Source organism: Serratia sp. 2880STDY5682894 (assembly GCF_001537385.1).
Taxonomy (GTDB): domain Bacteria; phylum Pseudomonadota; class Gammaproteobacteria; order Enterobacterales; family Enterobacteriaceae; genus Serratia; species Serratia nevei.
In genome coordinates, this window is sequence record NZ_FCJA01000005.1 from 280785 (window position 1) to 299932 (window position 19148).

At 61.0% G+C, this 19148-nt stretch carries 17 protein-coding genes; 12 read left to right on the plus strand and 5 right to left on the minus strand.

What is annotated here, in order from left to right; translation table 11 throughout:
- Positions 1-57: 57 nt before the first annotated feature.
- The gene (gene lysA, locus AWX27_RS13930) at positions 58-1320 is read left to right on the plus strand and encodes a diaminopimelate decarboxylase (RefSeq protein ID WP_049202160.1); all 1263 of its coding nucleotides are present in this window, start codon (positions 58-60) and stop codon (positions 1318-1320) included.
- A 52-nt stretch (positions 1321-1372) separates the two neighbouring features.
- Here lysA and galR read toward each other — a convergent pair whose 3' ends face one another.
- A complete protein-coding gene (gene galR, locus AWX27_RS13935) occupies positions 1373-2392 on the minus strand; it encodes an HTH-type transcriptional regulator GalR (protein ID WP_060422992.1) in 1020 nt (339 codons plus the stop codon).
- 220 nt (positions 2393-2612) lie between these two features.
- Between galR and AWX27_RS13940 the strand changes: the two genes are divergently transcribed.
- From AWX27_RS13940 to lplT, 3 genes are all read left to right on the plus strand, one after another.
- Positions 2613-4871, plus strand: coding sequence for a molybdopterin guanine dinucleotide-containing S/N-oxide reductase (locus AWX27_RS13940; RefSeq protein WP_060422996.1), 2259 nt, complete (start codon positions 2613-2615; stop codon positions 4869-4871).
- Positions 4872-5220: 349 nt separating this feature from the next.
- A complete protein-coding gene (gene aas / locus AWX27_RS13945; protein WP_060422999.1) occupies positions 5221-7374 on the plus strand; it encodes a bifunctional acyl-ACP--phospholipid O-acyltransferase/long-chain-fatty-acid--ACP ligase in 2154 nt (717 codons plus the stop codon).
- Positions 7374-8558: a lysophospholipid transporter LplT gene (gene lplT / locus AWX27_RS13950; protein WP_060423003.1), complete on the plus strand. Its 1185-nt coding sequence runs from the start codon at positions 7374-7376 to the stop codon at positions 8556-8558. The genes aas and lplT overlap by 1 nt, the downstream gene beginning before the upstream one ends.
- A 35-nt stretch (positions 8559-8593) precedes the next feature.
- Here the strand turns inward: lplT and AWX27_RS13955 are convergent, their stop codons facing one another.
- The 4 genes from AWX27_RS13955 to mutH all read right to left on the minus strand — a co-directional run bounded on the left by AWX27_RS13955 (position 8594) and on the right by mutH (position 11718).
- Positions 8594-9634, minus strand: coding sequence for an NADP(H)-dependent aldo-keto reductase (locus tag AWX27_RS13955; RefSeq protein ID WP_060423007.1), 1041 nt, complete (start codon positions 9632-9634; stop codon positions 8594-8596).
- A gap of 206 nt (positions 9635-9840) precedes the next feature.
- On the minus strand, positions 9841-10059 hold the full coding sequence (locus tag AWX27_RS13960; RefSeq protein WP_038878690.1) for a YgdI/YgdR family lipoprotein: 219 nt from the start codon (positions 10057-10059) through the stop codon (positions 9841-9843).
- A gap of 155 nt (positions 10060-10214) precedes the next feature.
- Complete coding sequence (locus tag AWX27_RS13965; protein WP_049273516.1) at positions 10215-10931, minus strand: TerC family protein; 717 nt, start codon at positions 10929-10931, stop codon at positions 10215-10217.
- A 100-nt stretch (positions 10932-11031) separates the two neighbouring features.
- Complete coding sequence (gene mutH / locus AWX27_RS13970) at positions 11032-11718, minus strand: DNA mismatch repair endonuclease MutH (protein WP_038878695.1); 687 nt, start codon at positions 11716-11718, stop codon at positions 11032-11034.
- Between the two features lie 696 nt (positions 11719-12414).
- On the opposite strand from mutH, the gene rppH reads away from it, so the two are divergent.
- The 8 genes from rppH to AWX27_RS14010 all read left to right on the plus strand — a co-directional run bounded on the left by rppH (position 12415) and on the right by AWX27_RS14010 (position 19137).
- Positions 12415-12942 carry an RNA pyrophosphohydrolase gene (gene rppH / locus AWX27_RS13975; RefSeq protein ID WP_004931849.1) on the plus strand — a complete coding sequence of 176 codons (528 nt, stop codon included), beginning with the start codon at positions 12415-12417 and terminating at the stop codon, positions 12940-12942.
- Positions 12943-12954: 12 nt separating this feature from the next.
- Positions 12955-15201, plus strand: a complete 2247-nt coding sequence (ptsP, locus tag AWX27_RS13980; protein ID WP_038878700.1) for a phosphoenolpyruvate--protein phosphotransferase — start codon at positions 12955-12957, stop codon at positions 15199-15201.
- A gap of 222 nt (positions 15202-15423) precedes the next feature.
- A complete protein-coding gene (gene lgt, locus AWX27_RS13985; RefSeq protein WP_015378920.1) occupies positions 15424-16296 on the plus strand; it encodes a prolipoprotein diacylglyceryl transferase in 873 nt (290 codons plus the stop codon).
- A 7-nt stretch (positions 16297-16303) separates the two neighbouring features.
- Entirely contained in the window at positions 16304-17098 is a 795-nt protein-coding gene (thyA, locus tag AWX27_RS13990; protein ID WP_016929918.1) for a thymidylate synthase, read from the plus strand.
- A gap of 174 nt (positions 17099-17272) precedes the next feature.
- Complete coding sequence (locus tag AWX27_RS13995; RefSeq protein WP_060423010.1) at positions 17273-17776, plus strand: prepilin peptidase-dependent protein; 504 nt, start codon at positions 17273-17275, stop codon at positions 17774-17776.
- Positions 17770-18348: a prepilin peptidase-dependent protein gene (locus AWX27_RS14000; RefSeq protein ID WP_060423012.1), complete on the plus strand. Its 579-nt coding sequence runs from the start codon at positions 17770-17772 to the stop codon at positions 18346-18348. Before AWX27_RS13995 ends, AWX27_RS14000 begins: the two co-directional genes overlap by 7 nt.
- Positions 18345-18791 (plus strand): YgdB family protein, encoded by a 447-nt coding sequence (locus tag AWX27_RS14005; RefSeq protein WP_060423015.1) that lies wholly within the window; start codon positions 18345-18347, stop codon positions 18789-18791. Before AWX27_RS14000 ends, AWX27_RS14005 begins: the two co-directional genes overlap by 4 nt.
- Positions 18781-19137: a prepilin-type N-terminal cleavage/methylation domain-containing protein gene (locus tag AWX27_RS14010; protein ID WP_060423018.1), complete on the plus strand. Its 357-nt coding sequence runs from the start codon at positions 18781-18783 to the stop codon at positions 19135-19137. The genes AWX27_RS14005 and AWX27_RS14010 overlap by 11 nt, the downstream gene beginning before the upstream one ends.
- Positions 19138-19148: the final 11 nt, after the last annotated feature.

The following is a 19148-nucleotide window of genomic DNA, read 5'->3' on the forward strand; positions in this document are numbered from 1 at the left end:
TTCAGCGTGCGGCACTATGGCGTTATCTGCCGTCATTTTCGAATTGGGAATATCGCCATGCCACGCCCGTTGCACGACACCTCCACCGCGTTGAACGCCGCTAACCTGTTGGCCTTGCCGCAGCGTTTCGGCTGCCCGGTCTGGGCCTATGATGCGGACATCATCAGCCAGCGCATCGCTCAGCTGCGCCATTTCGATACCGTCCGTTTCGCGCAGAAGGCCTGTTCGAACATTCATATTTTGCGCTTGATGCGCGAGCAGGGCGTGAAGGTGGATTCGGTGTCGCTGGGCGAGATCGAGCGGGCGCTGCGGGCCGGTTTTCAGCCGGGCGGCGAACCGAGCGAGATCGTGTTTACTGCGGACGTGTTGGATCACGCCACGCTGGCGCGCGTCAGCGAATTGAAGATCCCGGTCAACGCCGGTTCCATCGACATGCTGGATCAGCTCGGCCAGGTTTCCGCAGGGCACCCGGTGTGGCTGCGCATTAACCCGGGGTTTGGCCACGGCCATAGCCAGAAAACCAACACCGGCGGCGAGAACAGCAAGCACGGTATCTGGTATGCCGACCTGCCGCAGGCGGTGGAGAAAATCCGCCGCTACGGCCTGAAGCTGATCGGCGTGCACATGCACATCGGTTCCGGCGTCGATTACCAGCATCTGGAACGGGTCTGCGATGCGATGGTGCAGCAGGTGATCGATCTCGGTCATGACATCAGCGCCATTTCCGCCGGCGGTGGCCTGTCTATCCCGTACCAGTACGGCGAAGAGGCGATCGATACCGAACACTATTTCGGTTTGTGGAACCGGGCGCGTGAACGCATCGCCGCGCATCTGGGGCATCCGGTGCAGCTGGAGATCGAACCGGGGCGTTTCCTGATGGCGGAAGCGGGCGTCTTGGTGGCCGAAGTGCGGGCGGTAAAAGACATGGGCAGCCGCCACTTCGTGCTGGTGGACGCCGGTTTTAACGATTTGATGCGCCCGGCGATGTACGGCAGCTATCATCATATTTCGCTGTTGCCGGCCGATGGGCGCGATACCTCGGGGCAACCGCTGCGCGAAACGGTGATCGCCGGGCCGCTGTGCGAATCCGGTGACGTGTTCACCCAGCAGGCGGGCGGCGGCGTGGAAACTCGCGAGCTGCCGCCGGTTCAGATCGGTGATTATCTGGTGTTCCACGACACCGGCGCCTACGGCGCATCGATGTCCTCCAACTACAACAGCCGTCCGCTGTTGCCTGAAGTGCTGTTCGAAAACGGCGAGCCGCGCCTGATCCGCCGCCGGCAAACCATCGAAGAACTGATCGCGCTGGAGCTTATCTAATAAGCGGGCGGGCGTGCTGCGCCCGCTTTACAGCGTCATGCGGCGGCGCGAATTACGGCTGTTCGTGCGCGTTGTTGAGGGTGGCGACCGAGTGGCGGCGCACCAGCGTCGGGCTGAACATGTTGGTGATTTCCGGCAGCGGTTGGCGATTGGCCAAGGCCAGGGCGAGTTCCGCCGCCTGGGTGGCCATCGCTACGATCGGGTAGCGAATGGTGGTCAGGCGCGGCCGCAGGTAGCGCGAAATCAGCACGTCGTCGAAACCGATCAGCGAAATTTCCCCCGGCACGTCGACGCTGTTGTCGCTCAGCACCGACAGCGCGCCGGCGGCCATCGGATCGTTGTAGCAGGTAACGGCGGAGAACGAACGGCCGCGGCCGAGCAATTCAGTCATCGCCTGTTCGCCGCCGATCTCGTCCGGCTCGCCGTAGGCGATCAGCTTTTCATCCACCGCAATGCCGTGCTCCTGCAGCGCGTCGAGATAGCCCTGCAGGCGATCGGTGGCGTCGGAAATCTGGTGGGTGGAGCAGATGATGGCGATGCGCTGATGCCCTTGCTGGATCAGATGCCGGGTCGCCAGCCAGGCGCCGTAGCGATCGTCGAGCGCCACGCAGCGCGTTTCAAAACCCGGCAGCGTGCGGTTGATCAGCACCATGCCCGGGATCTGTTGCATCCAGCCGCAAAGTTCCCGATCGCTCAGTCTCTTGGCGTGCACCACCAGCGCCTCGCAGCGGTGCCGCACCAGCTGTTCAATCGCCTGGCGCTCTTTTTCGGCGTCGTGGTAACCGTTGCCAATCAGCAGAAAATTGTGGGTGGCGTAGGCCACCTGCTCGACCGCTTTGACCATCGCGCCGAAGAAGGGGTCGGAAACGTCGGAGACGATCAGGCCCAGCGTCTCGGTGGATTGCTGCGCCAGCGCCCGAGCGTTGGCGTTAGGGTGATACTGCAGCTGTTCCATGGCGGCCAGCACCGCGGTGCGCGACCCTTCGCTGGCCTTGGGGGAATTATTTATCACGCGGGATACCGTGGCCACGGAAACTCCCGCCAGCCTGGCAACATCCTTTATCGTAGCCATATCAGTCAACACATCCTGGGTAATCGCTTACATCCCTCAGTTTTGCGGAAAAAAACCGGGGCTGCAAGCGGTCTCGTGCGCAACTTGTGGCGGCCGTTGCAGAATCTCTTCGCGTCTGTACGCATAACCATCGGCTGCCGAACGATAGCGCAATTTGTACGTTGGCTCTGGCGGCGGGCTGAGGTAACGTCTGTGCATTCCGATTTGCGCCGAGAACGCCATGTCCATTAAACGCTATCCGCAGCTCGCCCATTGGGGCGCTTATACCGCCGTGGTTGAAGACGGCCGGCTTATCCGCTGTGAACCCTTCGCCGACGATCCCGATCCTTCGCCATTGCTCGATTCCATCGCACCGATGGTTTACTCCGACAAACGTATTCGCAAGCCGGCGGTGCGCCGCTCGTGGCTGCAAAAGCGCGAGGGCAGCGACCGCACGCTGCGCGGCAGGGAAGACTTCGTCGAGGTGGACTGGGAGCTGGCGCTCGATTTGGTGGCGCAGGAGAACCGCCGGGTGCGCGATCGCTACGGTGCCTCCGGGCTGTTTACCGGCTCTTATGGCTGGTCGTCGGCCGGGCGTTTGCATCATGCGCGTTCGCTGGTACGGCGGTTCTATTTCAGCGGCGGCGGCGGGGTCGATCAGCAGGGCAACTACAGCTGGGGCGCGGCGCAGTTTTTCCTGCCGTATGTGATCGGCACTTTTTCGCCGTTGACCGGGCGCGTCACCAGCTGGCCGAGCGTGGTGGAGCATTGCGAGCTGTTTGTGGCGTTTGGCGGGCTGGCGCTGAAAAACGCCCAGGTCTCTTCCGGCGGCGCGGCGGAGCATGCGCTCAAGCCCTGGCTGCAAAAGCTGGCGCAGAAGGGCACGCCGGTTGTCAACATCAGCCCGATGCGCGACGACTGCCCCGGGTTCGTCAACGCGGAGTGGATCCCGATCCGGCCGAATACCGACGTGGCGCTGATGCTGGCGCTGGCTTACGAAATCCAGCAGCTGGGTGCGCACGACGAAGCCTTCCTGCACAGCCACTGCGTAGGCTATCAACAGCTGGCGGATTACCTGAACGGCGTGAGCGACGGCGTGGTAAAAACGCCGGCCTGGGCCAGCGCCATTACCGGCATTCCGGCGGCGCGCATCGCGCGGCTGGCGCGGCAGCTGATCGGCGTGCGCAGCTTCATCACCTGTTCCTACTCGGTGCAGCGGGCGCACCGCGGTGAGCAACCCTATTGGATGATGATCGCGCTGTCGGCGATGCTGGGCCAGGTGGGGCTGCCGGGCGGCGGCTTTTCCTTCGGTCACGGATCGATGAACGGCGTCGGTAACCCGCGCGTGGACACCCCCGCGCCGACCATGCCGGTAGGGGATAACCCGGCCGGGCTGGCGATCCCGGTGGCGCGCATCTGCGACATGCTGCTGCACCCCGGCGAAGCCTATCAATTTTGCGGCGAGACGCGCCAGTACCCGGATGTCCACCTGGTGCACTGGGCCGGCGGCAACCCGTTCCATCATCATCAGCAGCTGAACCGGCTGGTGGAAGGCTGGCAGAAGCCGGATACGGTGATCGTACAAGATATCTGGTGGACGGCGGCGGCCAAAATGGCGGATATCGTGTTGCCGGTCACCAGCTCGCTGGAGCGCAACGATATCGGCGGCTCCTCGCGCGATCGCTACGTGCTGGCGATGCATCAGGCGATTGCGCCGCAGCATCAGGCGCGCAACGATTTTGATATCTTCGCCGATCTGGCGGAGCGCCTGGGTTATCGCGAACGCTTTACCGAAAACCGCGACGAGCGGGCCTGGATCGAAGAGATCTATCGGCAATGCGGCGTGGCGCAGCGGCGTGCCGGCGTCGCCTGGCCCGAGTTTGAGGATTTTTGGCACCGGGGCTATGTCGAACTGCCCGCGCCGGCCAAGGAATTCGTCTTTTTTGACGCGTTCCGCGCCGATCCGCAGGCTAGTCCGCTGCAGACGCCCAGCGGCAAGATCGAACTGTTCAGCGAGCGGATCGCCGGTTATCGCTACGAGGATTTCGCGCCGCATCCGCAGTGGCGGCCGCCGGTGGAGTGGCTGGGCGCGCCGCAGGCCAAAACCTGGCCGCTGCATTTGATCTCCATCCAGCCGAGCGATCGTCTGCACAGCCAGATGGATCCGGCGCCGCTGGCGCAGGGCAATAAGACCGCCGGGCGCGAAACCCTGTATATGCATCCGGAAGACGCGGCGCAGCGCGGCGTGGCAGAGGGTAGCGAAGTGCTGGTCAGCAATGCGCGCGGCAGCTGCCTGGCAGGGGCGTCCCTCACCGACGGCGTGACGCGCGGCGTGGTGCTGATGGCGACCGGCGCCTGGTTCGAGCCGGGTTACGACGCGCAGCGCCGGCCGGTCGAACAGGCGGGCAACCCGAACGTGCTGACGCTGGATATCGGCACCTCATCGTTGACGCAGGGGCCGAACGCCATGAGCTGCCTGGTGGAGGTCAGCGCGCGATGAATGACGATTTCACGTCGGGATAACCGGCTCGCCGTCGTTGTTATATTTATTTTTTTCGCCGCTGCGGGAAGGTTTAAGTTTCATTGAGTTATTACAGCAGATCGCGGGAAATTTACAGCTGGTTGCATTTGGAGCAGAACTCTTGCGATTCGCCGGTAGTTTCCTGCACGCCATCTCTCTAGAGTAGGTGATCCCAGAGGTATTGATTGGTGAGAAATCAGCATACTCTGTATGTTGAAGCCATTTTCAATTGCACCAACCTACGCGGATGCGTAGGTTTTTTTTTGCCTGCCATATAGTATTCTTTTCCCTACAACGATTTACGCCTCCATGGCCAAGGGAGAAGGGCATGATCTTTTCACTGCTGCGCGCGCTGTTTCGCCTGCTGTTTCGGGTTCGGGTCGAAGGGGATATCCAGCACTTCGAGCGGCAAAAACTGCTGATTACGCCGAACCACGTCTCTTTCCTCGACGGCGTGCTGCTGGCGCTGTTTCTGCCGATTAAACCGGTGTTTGCGGTTTACGCCAGCATCGGCGAGAGCTGGTTTATGCGCTGGCTGCGGCCCTACATCGATTTCGTCTCGCTCGATCCCACCAAGCCGATGGCCATCAAACAGCTGGTGCGGATGGTCGAGCAGGGGCGGCCGATCGTGGTGTTCCCTGAAGGGCGTATCACCGTGACCGGCGCGCTGATGAAAATCTACGATGGCGCGGCGTTTATCGCCGCCAAATCGGGCGCCACCGTGGTGCCGGTGCGGATCGACGGCCCCGAATTCAGCCCGTTCGGCCGCATGGCCGGGGTATTCAAGATCCGCTGGTTCCCGCGAATCAGCATCCGCATCTTGCCGCCGACCACGCTGCCGATGCCGGAAGCGCCGCGCGCGCGTGAACGCCGGGCGCTGGCGGGCGATCGGCTGATGCAGATCATGATGCGGGCGCGGATGGATACGCGTGAACCGCAGACGCTGTTCCATGCCTTGCTGGCGGCGCAGCACCGCTACGGGCGCCGCAAGCCCTGTATCGAAGACATCGCTTTCAAAGAAGACAGTTACCAGACGTTGATCAAGAAATCGCTGGGCGTCAGCCGTATTCTGCAGCGCTTTACCGCCGAAGGGGAACACGTCGGCCTGCTGTTGCCGAACGCCACCATCACCGCGGCGGCGATCTTCGGCGCTTCGCTGCGCAACCGTATCCCGGCGATGCTCAACTACACCGCCGGCGCCAACGGTCTGAACAGCGCGATGACTGCCGCCGACATCAAGACCATCGTCACCTCGCGCCAGTTTCTGGAAAAGGGCAAGCTGACTCACCTGCCGGAACAGGTGCCGCAGGCCAACTGGGTGTATCTGGAAGATTTGAAAGATACGGTCACGCTGGCGGACAAGCTGTGGATTTTGCGGCATTTGCTGCAGCCGCAGCGCGCGGCGTTGCCGCAACGCCCGGAAGACGCGGCGCTGATCCTGTTCACTTCCGGTTCCGAAGGCCACCCCAAGGGCGTGGTGCATTCGCACGCCAGCCTGCTGGCCAACGTAGAACAAATTCGCACCATCGCCGACTTCACGCCGCGCGACCGCTTCATGTCGTCGCTGCCGCTGTTCCACTCGTTCGGTCTGACGGTGGGGCTGCTCACGCCGCTGATCACCGGCAGCCGCATTTTTCTCTACCCCAGCCCACTTCATTATCGCGTGGTGCCGGAGCTGGTGTATGACCGCAACTGCACGGTGCTGTTCGGCACGGCGACCTTCCTCAACAACTATGCGCGCTTCGCGCATCCGTATGATTTCGCCCGCCTGCGCTACGTGGTGGCCGGCGCGGAAAAACTGGCGGACAGCACCAAACAGATCTACCAGGACAAATACGGCATCCGCATCCTGGAAGGCTATGGCGTGACCGAGTGCGCGCCGGTGGTCTCCATTAACGTGCCGCTGGCGACGAAAGTGGGCACCGTTGGCCGCATCATGCCGCAGATGGAGGCGCGCCTGATCGCGGTGCCGGGCATCGATAACGGCGGCCGCCTGCAGCTGAAGGGGCCGAATATCATGAAAGGCTATCTGCGGGTTGAGCGCCCCGGCGAGCTGGAGCCGCCGGCGGCGGAAGATGAGAACGGCGTGCTGCAGCCGGGCTGGTACGACACTGGCGATATCGTCAGCCTGGATGAGCAGGGTTACTGCACCATTCGCGGCCGCGTGAAGCGCTTCGCCAAGCTGGCGGGGGAGATGGTGTCGCTCGAGAGCGTCGAATTGCTGGCGCAGCGGCTGTCGCCGGAAAAACTGCATGCCGCCACCGCCAAAAGCGACAGCAGTAAAGGCGAGGCGCTGGTGCTGTTCACCACCGATCCCGCCATCACCCGCGAGGCATTGCTGCGGGTGGCGCGCGAGCTGGGCAGCCCGGAGCTGGCGGTGCCGCGTGATATTCGCCTGTTGAAAACGCTGCCGGTGCTCGGCAGCGGCAAACCCGATTTTGTCACCCTGCGTCATATGGCCGAACAGCCGGAGAGTGCCTGATGAATCCTTCGACCGAATCCCCTTTGTTGTCACGCGGCATGATCGCCGTCATCAGCGCGCAGTTCCTCTCGGCGTTCGGCGACAATGCGCTGCTGTTCGCCACGCTGGCGTTGATCAAGCAGCAGCTGTATCCGGACTGGAGCCAGCCGATCCTGCAGATGGCCTTTGTTGCTACCTACATCATCCTGGCACCGTTTGTCGGCCAGGTGGCCGACAGCTTCGCCAAAGGGCGGGTGATGATGTTCGCCAACGCCCTGAAGCTGGCGGGGGCGTTGGTGATCTGCTTTGGGTTCAACCCGTTTCTCGGTTACAGCCTGGTCGGCGTGGGGGCCGCTGCGTATTCGCCGGCCAAATACGGCATTCTGGGCGAGATCACCAGCGGCGAGAAGCTGGTCAAGGCTAACGGCCTGATGGAGGCCTCGACCATCGCCGCCATTCTGACCGGTTCGGTGGCCGGCGGTATTCTGGCGGACTGGCATGTGGTCGCGGCGCTGGCGGCCTGCGCCTTGGTTTACGCGGGAGCGGTGGTCGCCAACCTGTATATTCCGCGTCTGGCGGCGGCGCGCCCGGGGGCCTCCTGGCGCCCGCAGGCCATGACGAACAGCTTCTTTACCGCCTGCGTCACGTTATGGCGCGATGGGCAGACGCGTTTCTCCTTGATCGGCACCAGCCTGTTCTGGGGGGCCGGCGTGACGCTGCGTTTTCTGCTGGTGCTGTGGGTGCCGGTGGCGCTCGGTATCGCCGATAACGCCACGCCGACGCTGCTGAACGCCATGGTGGCCGTAGGTATCGTGGTGGGGGCCGGCGCTGCCGCGCGCTTCGTCACGCTGAAGACGGTAAAACGCTGCATGCCGGCCGGGATCCTGATCGGCGTCGCGGTCGCGGTGTTCGCGCTGCAAACCACCATGCTCAATGCCTATGTCTTGCTGGCGATCATCGGCATGCTGGGGGGCTTCTTCGTGGTGCCGCTCAATGCGTTGCTGCAGGAGCGGGGCAAGCATTCGGTCGGCGCCGGCAATGCGATCGCGGTGCAAAACCTGGGTGAAAACGCCGCCATGTTGCTGATGCTGGCGCTGTATTCGCTGGTGGTGAAGCTGGGCGTGCCGGTGGTGGGCGTCGGCGTAGGGTTTGGCGTGGTGTTTGCGCTGGCGATTAGCGTGCTATGGTGGTCGCAGCGGCGGTAAAAAACGGGGCGCAGCCAGGCTGCGCCTCGGCTGTATTAAGGTGCCGGAATGGTAAACCGGGTATGGATCTCTTCCAGCGCCTGCAGCACGTCCTCATCCAATACCACATCGAGGCTGTCGATGTTGATTTTCAACTGCTCCACCGTGGTGGCGCCCAGCAGGGTGCTGGCGACGAACGGTTGCTGACGCACGAAGGCCAAGGCCATCTGCGAAGGATCCAGACCGTGTTTTTTGGCCAGCGCCACGTACTCGGCGATCGCCAGCTGGGTTTGCTGCCCTGAATAACGGTTGAAGCGGGTGAACAGCGTATTGCGCGCACCGGCCGGTTTAGCGCCGTTGAGGTATTTGCCGCTCAGAGTACCGAACGCCAGGCTGGAATAGGCCAGCAGTTCCACCCCTTCGTGCTGGCTGATCTCAGCCAAGCCAATCTCAAAGCTGCGGTTCAGCAGGCTGTACGGGTTTTGAATCGACACGATGCGCGGCAGCTCGTGTTTCTCCGCCAGCTGCAGGTAGCGCATCACGCCCCAGGGCGTTTCATTGGAAACCCCGATATAGCGAATCTTGCCGGCGCGCACCTGCTCGGTCAGCGCCTCCAGCGTTTCCAGCAGCGTAACCGTAGCTTTGTCATCGGTGTATTGATAGTTGAGTTTGCCAAAGCAGTTGGTGGCGCGCTGCGGCCAGTGCAATTGGTAAAGATCGAGATAATCGGTGTTCAGCCGCTTGAGGCTGGCGTCGAGAGCGGCGCGGATGTTCTTGCGATCGAGCGCCTGCTGCGGGCGGATGCTGCTGTCGGTGCCGCGCACCGGGCCCGAGACTTTGCTGGCCAGGACGATTTTTTCGCGATTGCCGCGTGCCTTGATCCAGCTGCCGATATAGCTCTCGGTCAGGCCCTGGGTTTCCGGGCGGGGCGGCACCGGATACAGTTCGGCGGTATCTATCAGGTTCACGCCTGCGGCCAATGCATAGTCCAGTTGCGCATGGGCGTCGGCTTCGGTGTTCTGTTCGCCAAAGGTCATGGTGCCCAGTCCCAGTACGCTCACTTCTAAAGAACTGTGGGGAATACGGTGGTATTGCATTAACGGCCTTCCTTTCTTGTTAGCGCTGACGGGCCGCGCGGCCCGGTGAAACAGGAGCCCAATGTCAGAAGACGGCGCAAAGTCCGTCGGGCGGCGATGTCGCCTTTCCTGACTATAACCAAGCGGTGAAGATGGGGGAAGCGGATTCCGTGCGGACACGAATGAGGGCTACCGCGCTCGCGCGGGCGATAGCCGGCGGGCGGTGATTAGCGTTCGATAACCTGGGAAACCTGATCGCCGTTGATCTGGCGGTGGTTGCCTTTCTCGTCTTTATAGCTGATGAGGCCAGTATCTTTGTCGATCTCTGGCTTACCTTGCGTCAGGATCATGTTGCCGTCTTTGGTCGCCATCACGTAGTCGCTGGAACATCCCGCCAGGCCGGCCACCATCACCAGCGCAGACACTGCCATTACCCACTTTTTCATCCTGCGGATCCTCGATTATCCAGAAAAGGTTGTTATTTCAAGATTAGCAAACTCTCGGCGAAGGGCGTCTCAGATAAGTCTTTATCTGATAAGAAAAAGTGAAATGAGAGGTCAACGAAGCGATGGAAGCCGCCGATGGCGGCTTCCGGGTAGGGTTATTCCGGCGAGCGGTTTTTCTTGCTGCGCATCAGATTGAGCGCTTCTACCGACATCGAGAAGAACATGGCGAAGTAGATGTAGCCTTTCGGCACGTGCACCTGGAAACTTTCCAGCATCAGCGTGAAGCCCACCAGGATCAGGAACGCCAGCGCCAGCATTTTCACCGACGGATGGCGATTGACGAACTCACCGATCGGCCGGGCGGCGAACATCATCACACCGACGGCGATCACTACTGCCGCCATCATGATGAACAGATGGTCGGAAAGGCCCACGGCGGTAATCACCGAGTCCAGACTGAAGATAATATCGAGCAGCATGATCTGCACGATCGCGCCGAAGAAGCTGTGCACCTTGGTGTGGTGCTCTTCTTCCGTGCCTTCGATGGTTTCGTGGATCTCTTTGCTGGCTTTCCAGATCAGGAACAGCCCCCCTAACAGCAGGATCAGATCGCGGGCGGAAATGGCGTGATCCCACACGGTAAACAGCGGGTGCGTCAAGCGGATCACCCAGGCGATGGAGGCCAACAGCGCCAGGCGCATAATCATGGCGGCGGCCAGACCGAGCCGGCGAGCTTTGTTCTGTTGCGCTTTGGGCAGCTTGGCCACCACCAGCGACAGAAAAATGATGTTATCAATACCCAGTACGATCTCAAGAATGGTTAGCGTACCTAACGCTAACCAGGCATTGGGATCCATAATCCATTCGAACATTGCCCGGCACACCTTAATACTTAATAAATGCAAAGCGTGAATTATACGCGTTTATCGTGGCGCTGACAGGGTTAGCTAAACCAGAGTTAAACGAAATCGCTTAGATTGAGAAATGTCTTGCCAGCAGCGCGCCGGTAAAACTCTTTTTCAGATAGAAACCGCGCGGCAGCGTCATGATAGGTTGCCCCTGTTCGCCGATGGCTTCGGTGAGCGCCTTACTGTTGGCGGCTTTGGGGCGCAGCTGCAACACTTCGCCGTGGCGCGCGGTGATGCGCTCTACGTGGCCGAGTACGATCAGATCCATCAACTCTTCCCAATCGCGGCGCAGACTCTCTTCTTCTGCGGCGCTCGGGCTCCACAGCAGCGGCGAGCCGACGCGGCGTTCGGCCAGCGGGATCTGCCGTTCGCCTTCTACCGGTATCCACAAGACGCGCGCCAACTTGTGGCGAACGTGGCTGCTGGCCCAGGTGACGCCGCTGTTGCCGGTGAGCGGGGCGACGCAGACAAAAGTGGTTTCCAGCGGTTTGCCGGCGGCGTCGACAGGAATGGTTTTCAGCTCGATGCCCAGTTCGGGAAAGTCCTGCTCCGGTTTGCTGCCGGCCATGGCGCCGAGGTACAGCTCCAGCAGCATGCCCACCCAGCCCTTATCGCGCTTCAGATCCTTGGGGATCGGCAGCTGCGCGCGGGCGGCCAGCTCGCCAAAGCTGGCGCCGGCCAGCGCCTGAGCACGCTCGAACAGCTGCCGTTCATTTTCCGGCGGGGGCGGCAAAGGGGATAAAAACGCCATAAATCAAGCCTGTCGAATTTGGTTGAAAAACGTACTGCAATTATGCACGACGAACGATAACCGTCATCGCCTGGGGAAAAGAATAATAGTAGCATGATTTTACATGACTTTTTTCATTTCCTTGCGGGGGAGGCAATGCACTGGCGGGGCTTGTTCACCTGAAGCCACCGACAATAAACAGGATCTTACACCTATTTATCCACAGATTTATGGGATAACCCAAATTTTTACCGATCACTGGTTCAATTTACAGCCTTGACTCGGGCGGTTTTTTACGAATTTGTCCGTTTTGTGCGTAACTTGCTCGGATAATCTGTGGATAAAAACGGCGTTGGTGGATCTTTCGCCAGGGTAAGATCCTTACCGTGCATAGATCACATTTTTACTCTGTACATAATGATGTGGCATTAATTAAGTATATGTTTTTAAGGTGAATGTGTGTTTTTGGGGGCGGTGGGGGATTTTGGGGTTTAAGAGTTGTACCGGCTTATCCCTCGAGTTCTGCACACACCTATCCACAGAAAAAGTGAATAAAACCGGCCCGAAAGGCTGGGGTATGTTTATAACTTTGCCTATATCTGTGAGTTATCCCAATGTTATCCGGTCCGCAGCGCCGTAAAGCAGTGGTTTACCGCCTGTAGCTTGTGTGAAACAATCAGGACATCTATGCGAATTTAAGCTTATCGAGGTAGTCCGGTGATCGATGATGATGGCTACCGCCCGAATGTTGGTATCGTAATCTGTAATCGTCAGGGGCAGGTCTTATGGGCCCGCCGTTACGGTCAGCACTCCTGGCAGTTTCCCCAAGGTGGGATTAACCCTGGCGAAACTGCGGAGCAGGCGATGTACCGTGAGCTGTTCGAAGAAGTGGGGCTGAGTAAAAAGGATGTGCGCATCCTGGCTTCGACCCGCAACTGGTTGCGCTATAAATTGCCGAAACGTTTGGTGCGTTGGGACACAAAGCCGGTTTGTATCGGCCAAAAGCAAAAATGGTTTTTGTTGCAGCTACTGTGCAATGACGCTGATATCAATATGCAGCGCAGCAGCACGCCGGAGTTCGACGGTTGGCGCTGGGTGAGCTTCTGGTATCCGGTGCGCCAGGTGGTGTCGTTCAAACGCGACGTCTACCGCCGGGTGATGAAAGAATTCGCCGTGACCGTGATGCCGATGCAAGAGCAGGCGGCGCCGCGGCAGGCCCCCGCTTATCGCCGAAAGAGAGGTTAAGTTAAGCCGACTATGCTCACGCGCTTGCGAGAAATTGTAGAGAAGGTGGCCGCGGCGGCCAGTCTGACGGATGCGCTGGATCTGCTGGTCAATGAAACCTGTCTGGCGATGGACACCGAAGTGTGTTCCATCTACCTGGCGGACAACGATCGCCGCTGTTACTACCTGATGGCCACGCGCGGGCTGAAAAAGCCGCGCGGGCGCACTATCGCATTGGCGTTTGACGAGGGCGTCGTCGGGTTGGTCGGCCGCCGGGCCGAGCCTATCAACCTGGCCGATGCCCAAAGCCACCCCAGTTTCAAATACGTTCCGCAGGTGAAAGAGGATCGTTTCCGATCCTTCCTCGGGGTGCCGATCATTCATCGGCGCCAGCTGCTGGGCGTGCTGGTGGTGCAGCAGCGCGAACTGCGCCAGTTCGACGAAAGCGAAGAGTCTTTCATGGTCACCCTGGCCACGCAGATGGCCGGGATCCTGTCACAGTCGCAGCTCAACGCCATTTTCGGCCAGTATCGCCAAACGCGCGTGCGCGCGCTGGCGGCCTCGCCCGGCGTGGCGGTGGCGGAAGGGTGGCAGGACAGCAGCCAGCCTTCGCTCGATCAGGTTTACCGCGCGTCGACGCTGGACACCGCCAGCGAGCGCGAGCGCCTGACGCTGGCGCTGGAAGAGGCCGGCGCGGAGTTTCGCCGCTTCAGCAAGCGTTTTGCCGCCAGTTCGCAAAAAGAGAGCGCGGCGATCTTCGATCTTTATTCTCACCTGTTAAACGACGCCCGTCTCAAGCGAGAATTGTTCGCCGAAATCGACAACGGTTCGGTGGCGGAGTGGGCGGTGAAACAGGTGATAGAAACCTTTGCCGAGCAGTTCGCCAAACTGCAGGACACCTACATGCGCGAGCGCGGCAGCGACCTGCGCGCGCTGGGCCAGCGCCTGCTGTTCCACCTCGACGACACCACCCAGGGTGCCACCCAGTGGCCGGCGCGTTTTGTGCTGGTGGCGGATGAACTGACCGCGACATTGCTGGCCGAAGTGCCGCAGGATCGTCTGGTCGGCGTGGTGGTGCGCGACGGTGCCGCTAACTCGCATGCGGCGATTCTGGTGCGGGCGATGGGGGTGCCGACGGTGATGGGCGCCGACATCCAGCCTTCTCTGCTCAGCCAGCGGCTGCTGATCGTCGACGGTTATCGCGGTGAACTGCTGGTCGATCCTGAGCCGGTACTGGTGCAGGAATATCAACGGCTGATCAGCGAAGAGCTGGAGCTGAGCAAGCTGGCGGAAGACGACGTCGAGCAGCCGGCGCAGTTGAAAAGCGGCGAGCGCATTCAGGTGATGCTGAATGCCGGCCTCAGCCCGGAACATGAACAGCTGTTGGGCGGCCGGGTGGATGGCGTGGGGCTATACCGCACCGAAATCCCGTTCATGCTGCAAAGCGGCTTCCCTTCCGAAGAGGAGCAGGTCGCGCAGTACCAGGGCATGCTGCAGCTTTACCCGAGCAAGCCGGTCACGCTGCGCACCCTGGACATAGGCGCCGACAAGCAACTGCCTTATATGCCGATCAGCGAAGAGAACCCTTGCCTGGGCTGGCGCGGCATCCGTATTACCTTGGATCAGCCGGAGATCTTTTTGATTCAGGTGCGCGCGATGCTGCGTGCCAACGCCGGCACCGGCAACCTGGGCATTCTGCTGCCGATGGTCACCAGCCTGGAAGAGGTCGACGAGGCTAAGCGCCTGATTGACCGCGCCGGGCGCGAGGTGGAAGAAGTGCTCGGCTACGCGATCCCGAAACCGAAAATCGGCGTGATGCTGGAAGTGCCGTCGATGATTTTCCTGATCCCGCATCTGGCCGGTCGCGTTGATTTCATCTCGGTCGGCACTAACGACTTGACGCAGTACCTGCTGGCGGTGGATCGCAACAACACCCGGGTCGCCTCGTTGTACGACAGTTTGCATCCCGCGATGTTGCAGGTGCTGAGATTGATTGCCGAGCAGGGGAAAGCAGCCGGGTTGCAGCTTAGCCTCTGCGGTGAGCTGGCCGGCGATCCCATGGGCGCGCTGTTGCTGGTGGGTATGGGCTATCGTAATCTGAGCATGAACGGCCGCAGCGTGGCGCGCATCAAATACCTGCTGCGGCATATCGACCTTGCCGACGCCGAAGTGCTGGCGCAGCGGGTGTTGAACACCCAGATGACCACCGAAGTGCGCCATCTGGTGGCGGCGTTTATGGAGCGGCGCGGCATGGGCGGGCTGATCCGTGGGGGCCGATAGCCGCCGTGCGGTGTGATTTTTTTACAGAACTTTTCCCGCCCTGCCGGACCGGACCGCGCTAAGCCTATGTTATGATGCGCAACCTCAGCGCGGCGCATGCTCGTTGCCTTGCACACCACAGCGGCTAACGCTGCCGTTTGCAAGGCGCGGGATAATCTCCGTCGCCGCTTGGCACCTGCCGCCCCCGCATGGGGAAAAATAACAGACATGTTGTGGTGATAGATGAGCAATAGCTATCTGGCGTTTCCTAAATTTGATCCGGTCATTTTCTCCATTGGCCCGGTTTCTTTGCATTGGTACGGCCTGATGTACCTGGTCGGCTTCGTTTTTGCCATGTGGCTGGCGGTGCGCCGCGCCAACAAGCCGGGCAGCGGCTGGACCAAAGACGAAGTTGAAAACCTGCTCTACGCCGGTTTCCTGGGCGTATTCGTCGGCGGCCGCGTAGGCTATGTGCTGTTCTACAACTTGCCGCTGTTCCTGGATAACCCGCTCTATCTGTTCAAGGTCTGGGATGGCGGCATGTCGTTCCACGGCGGCTTGATGGGGGTGATTCTGGTGATGTTCTGGTTCGCTCGCCGCACCAAACGCACCTTCTTCCAGGTTTCAGATTTTATCGCGCCACTGATCCCATTCGGTCTGGGTGCCGGCCGCCTCGGCAACTTCATCAACGGTGAACTGTGGGGCCGCGTGACCACCGATACCCCTTGGGCGATGCTGTTCCCAAGTTCGCGCAGCGAAGACGTGGCCCTCGCCGCCGCCGATCCTTCTCTGCTGCCGCTGCTGAACCAGTACGGCGTACTGCCGCGCCACCCGTCGCAGCTGTATGAACTGCTGCTGGAAGGCGTGGTGCTGTTTATCATTCTGAACCTGTTTATTCGCAAGCCGCGGCCGATGGGCGCCGTATCGGGCCTGTTCCTGATCGGTTATGGCGCATTCCGCATCATCGTTGAGGCGTTCCGCCAGCCGGATGCCCAGCTTGGCTTGTTCGACGGCGTGATCAGCATGGGGCAGATCCTGTCCATCCCGATGGTGGTGGCCGGTGTTATTATGATGATTTGGGCGTACCGTCGTCGCCCGCAGCAACAACTGTCGTGAGGGACAAATGAAACAGTATCTGGATTTGATGAACAAGGTGCTCGCCGAGGGCACCCCTAAAGCCGACCGTACCGGCACTGGCACGTTGTCGATTTTCGGCCACCAGATGCGTTTCAATTTGCAGGAAGGTTTCCCGTTGGTGACCACCAAGAAATGTCATCTGCGTTCGATCATTCATGAGCTGTTATGGTTCCTGAACGGCGATACCAACATCGCCTACCTGCGTGACAACAAGGTCACCATTTGGGACGAGTGGGCCGATGAAAACGGCGATCTCGGCCCGGTGTACGGCAAACAGTGGCGCGCCTGGGGCGCAGCGGACGGCCGTCAGATCGATCAGCTGAGCAACGTGCTCCAACAGCTGAAGCAGGATCCGGATTCGCGCCGCATCATCGTTTCCGCCTGGAACGTCGGCGAGCTGGATCAGATGGCGTTGGCGCCGTGCCACGCGTTCTTCCAGTTCTACGTAGCGGACGGCAAGCTCTCTTGCCAGCTGTACCAGCGCTCCTGCGATGTCTTCCTCGGCCTGCCGTTCAACATCGCCAGCTACGCGCTGTTGGTGCACATGATGGCGCAGCAGTGCGATCTGGAAGTGGGCGATTTCGTCTGGACCGGCGGCGATACCCACCTGTACAGCAACCACATGGAACAGACTCAGCTGCAGCTGACGCGTGAACCGCGTCCGTTGCCGAAACTGGTGATCAAACGCAAGCCGGCTTCGCTGTTCGATTACCGTTTCGAAGACTTCGAGATCGAAGGTTACGATCCGCATCCGGCCATCAAGGCGCCGGTCGCGATCTGACCTTAACCGCATCACATCAGGGGCGCAGCGATTGCGCCCCTTTTTTTATCCGCATTGCGCACCGCGCCGCATTTTTTTGTCGCCGCCTGCCGTCGTAGAGGAAACATTGCGCAGCTTGCCGCAGCGCTTGCGCATGCGGCTTTACCTCGTTGTTACGGCCCTTACACTGGCGGCATGAACGACAATACTCTCTCGAACATTGATGATCGCCAGCGTGGCATGACGTTGATTGAGCTGTTGGCGGCGATATTGATCGCCGCCATGCTGACCGGCTGGGGCGTCGGGCAATGGCGCTATCATCAGCAAGCGCTGCGGCTGGAACACACGGCCCAACAGCTGCTGGCGTTTCTGCTGCGCTTGCAGGCGGACGCCAACTGGCGTAACCGCACGACGCTGCTGTGGTTCAAGAACGGCACGCCCTGGTGTTTGGGCGGTGGCGTGCCGCCGCCGGATTGCGCTTCCGCCGAAGGCTCTGCCTTCTCGCCGTCTTATCGCGACGTTGCGCTGAGCGGCTACACCGGCAAAGAGATTGGGTTTTACGGTTTGCGCAATACCGCTCAGGCGGGGCACATCCTTCTCAGCAACGACGCAGGCAGCCTGCGGCTGGTGCTGTCCGCCCGTGGGCGGCTGCGTTTGTGCAGCGAAGGGCAGCGGCTCAGGGGCATGGCGCTATGTTGACTCCAGAACGCGGTTTTACCTTGCCGGAGGTGATGTTGGCGTTGGTCTTCGGCAGCGTAATCGCGCTCGGCGCGGCGAAAACTTACCCGCTGTTGCGCCAGCAAAGCGTGGCCGTCGGCCAGCACTTTCGGCTGGAGTCAACGCTGCGGCAGTTGGCGTTCGGCATTGAGAAAGATCTGCGCCGCGCCGGTTTTTGCGCCGGGCAGTGCGCCGGCCGGCCGCTGCTGATCGGCCAGGCTGCGGGAGAAGCGGCGGGCAGCTGCGTTATCGTCGCCTACGACATTGCTCGCAGCGGGCAATGGCTCACTTCGGGCGAGGATGCAGGCTATTTCGGTTACCGGCTGCGCAATGGCGGCTTGGAAGGGCAGCGCGGCGTGAGCCAATGCGATGGCGGTGGCTGGGAGCGGCTACTCGACCATGACGAGGTGCGTATTGAGCGGTTTCATGTGGCGATAGAGCGGGGCAATCACGGCGCGACCTTGGCTCGCCTGACGCTGGCGGGGCGCTCCGCCAGCGATGCACGTATCGGGCGCAGCCTGAGCGGGAGCGTCGAAATGGCGGCGCTGCCATGAACCGGCGCACCCAGCGAGGCGGTAGCACCCTGGCGGCGGTGATGTTGCTGTTGGCGCTGGGGCTGATGTTGCTTAACGCTCAGCATCGGCAGTTGGATAACGCGCTGTTACTGGCTGCCGATCAGCAGCGTTACCTTCAGGCTTACAATCAGGCCGCTTCGGCGCTGAGTTGGGGCATGAACCAGCACTGGCCACGCGCCGAGCTGAGTGCGGCGGCCTGGTTATGCAGGCAGCGCGCGGAGCTGACGGCCTGCGCTCGGCTGTCTGCCAGATCGGGCGTTGTGACGGTACGCGGGCTTGGCGAGATGCGCGGCGGTGAACCGCTATGGTTGTATCAATGGGGCACCTTTAACGGCGCGGAGGCCGCTGGCAAGGTGCAAGCACAGCCGGGCGGTCGGCTGGATTTTTGCCCCGAGAAAAGGCTGGCCGACTGTGACGGTTAACACTCGGGCTGGGCGGATATCCCGCAACGGCTTCAGCCTGCCGGAAGTGTTGGTGGCGGCCTTGCTGTTCTCGGTGTCGCTGCTGGGCTTGTTACAGTATCATCAGGTGCTGTTGCAGTCGTTTCAGCGCCAGTGGCACTACCGGCAAGCCTGGGGGCTGGCGCATCAGCAGCTGGAGGCGTTTGCCGTCACCGGGCGGCTCGAGGCTGAACCGCTGCCGGAAGGGTGGCGACGCGAGACGGCGCTTGACGATGCCGAGAGTGATTGCCGCCGATTGACGGTCAGGATCCAAACGCCGCAGCGGCAGTGGGCAACGCTGAGCCGCTGGTATTGCACTCGCTTTTAAGCCGGTATGTC

Excerpts from the sequence above, each read along its gene's own strand:
- lysA (WP_049202160.1), top strand. The coding sequence starts at position 58 with ATGCCACGCCCGTTGCACGACACCTCCACCGCGTTGAACGCCGCTAAC.
- galR (WP_060422992.1), bottom strand. The coding sequence starts at position 2,392 with ATGGCTACGATAAAGGATGTTGCCAGGCTGGCGGGAGTTTCCGTGGCC.
- AWX27_RS13940 (WP_060422996.1), top strand. The coding sequence starts at position 2,613 with ATGTCCATTAAACGCTATCCGCAGCTCGCCCATTGGGGCGCTTATACC.
- aas (WP_060422999.1), top strand. The coding sequence starts at position 5,221 with ATGATCTTTTCACTGCTGCGCGCGCTGTTTCGCCTGCTGTTTCGGGTT.
- lplT (WP_060423003.1), top strand. The coding sequence starts at position 7,374 with ATGAATCCTTCGACCGAATCCCCTTTGTTGTCACGCGGCATGATCGCC.
- AWX27_RS13955 (WP_060423007.1), bottom strand. The coding sequence starts at position 9,634 with ATGCAATACCACCGTATTCCCCACAGTTCTTTAGAAGTGAGCGTACTG.
- AWX27_RS13960 (WP_038878690.1), bottom strand. The coding sequence starts at position 10,059 with ATGAAAAAGTGGGTAATGGCAGTGTCTGCGCTGGTGATGGTGGCCGGC.
- AWX27_RS13965 (WP_049273516.1), bottom strand. The coding sequence starts at position 10,931 with ATGTTCGAATGGATTATGGATCCCAATGCCTGGTTAGCGTTAGGTACG.
- mutH (WP_038878695.1), bottom strand. The coding sequence starts at position 11,718 with ATGGCGTTTTTATCCCCTTTGCCGCCCCCGCCGGAAAATGAACGGCAG.
- ptsP (WP_038878700.1), top strand. The coding sequence starts at position 12,955 with ATGCTCACGCGCTTGCGAGAAATTGTAGAGAAGGTGGCCGCGGCGGCC.
- lgt (WP_015378920.1), top strand. The coding sequence starts at position 15,424 with ATGAGCAATAGCTATCTGGCGTTTCCTAAATTTGATCCGGTCATTTTC.
- thyA (WP_016929918.1), top strand. The coding sequence starts at position 16,304 with ATGAAACAGTATCTGGATTTGATGAACAAGGTGCTCGCCGAGGGCACC.
- AWX27_RS13995 (WP_060423010.1), top strand. The coding sequence starts at position 17,273 with ATGAACGACAATACTCTCTCGAACATTGATGATCGCCAGCGTGGCATG.
- AWX27_RS14000 (WP_060423012.1), top strand. The coding sequence starts at position 17,770 with ATGTTGACTCCAGAACGCGGTTTTACCTTGCCGGAGGTGATGTTGGCG.
- AWX27_RS14005 (WP_060423015.1), top strand. The coding sequence starts at position 18,345 with ATGAACCGGCGCACCCAGCGAGGCGGTAGCACCCTGGCGGCGGTGATG.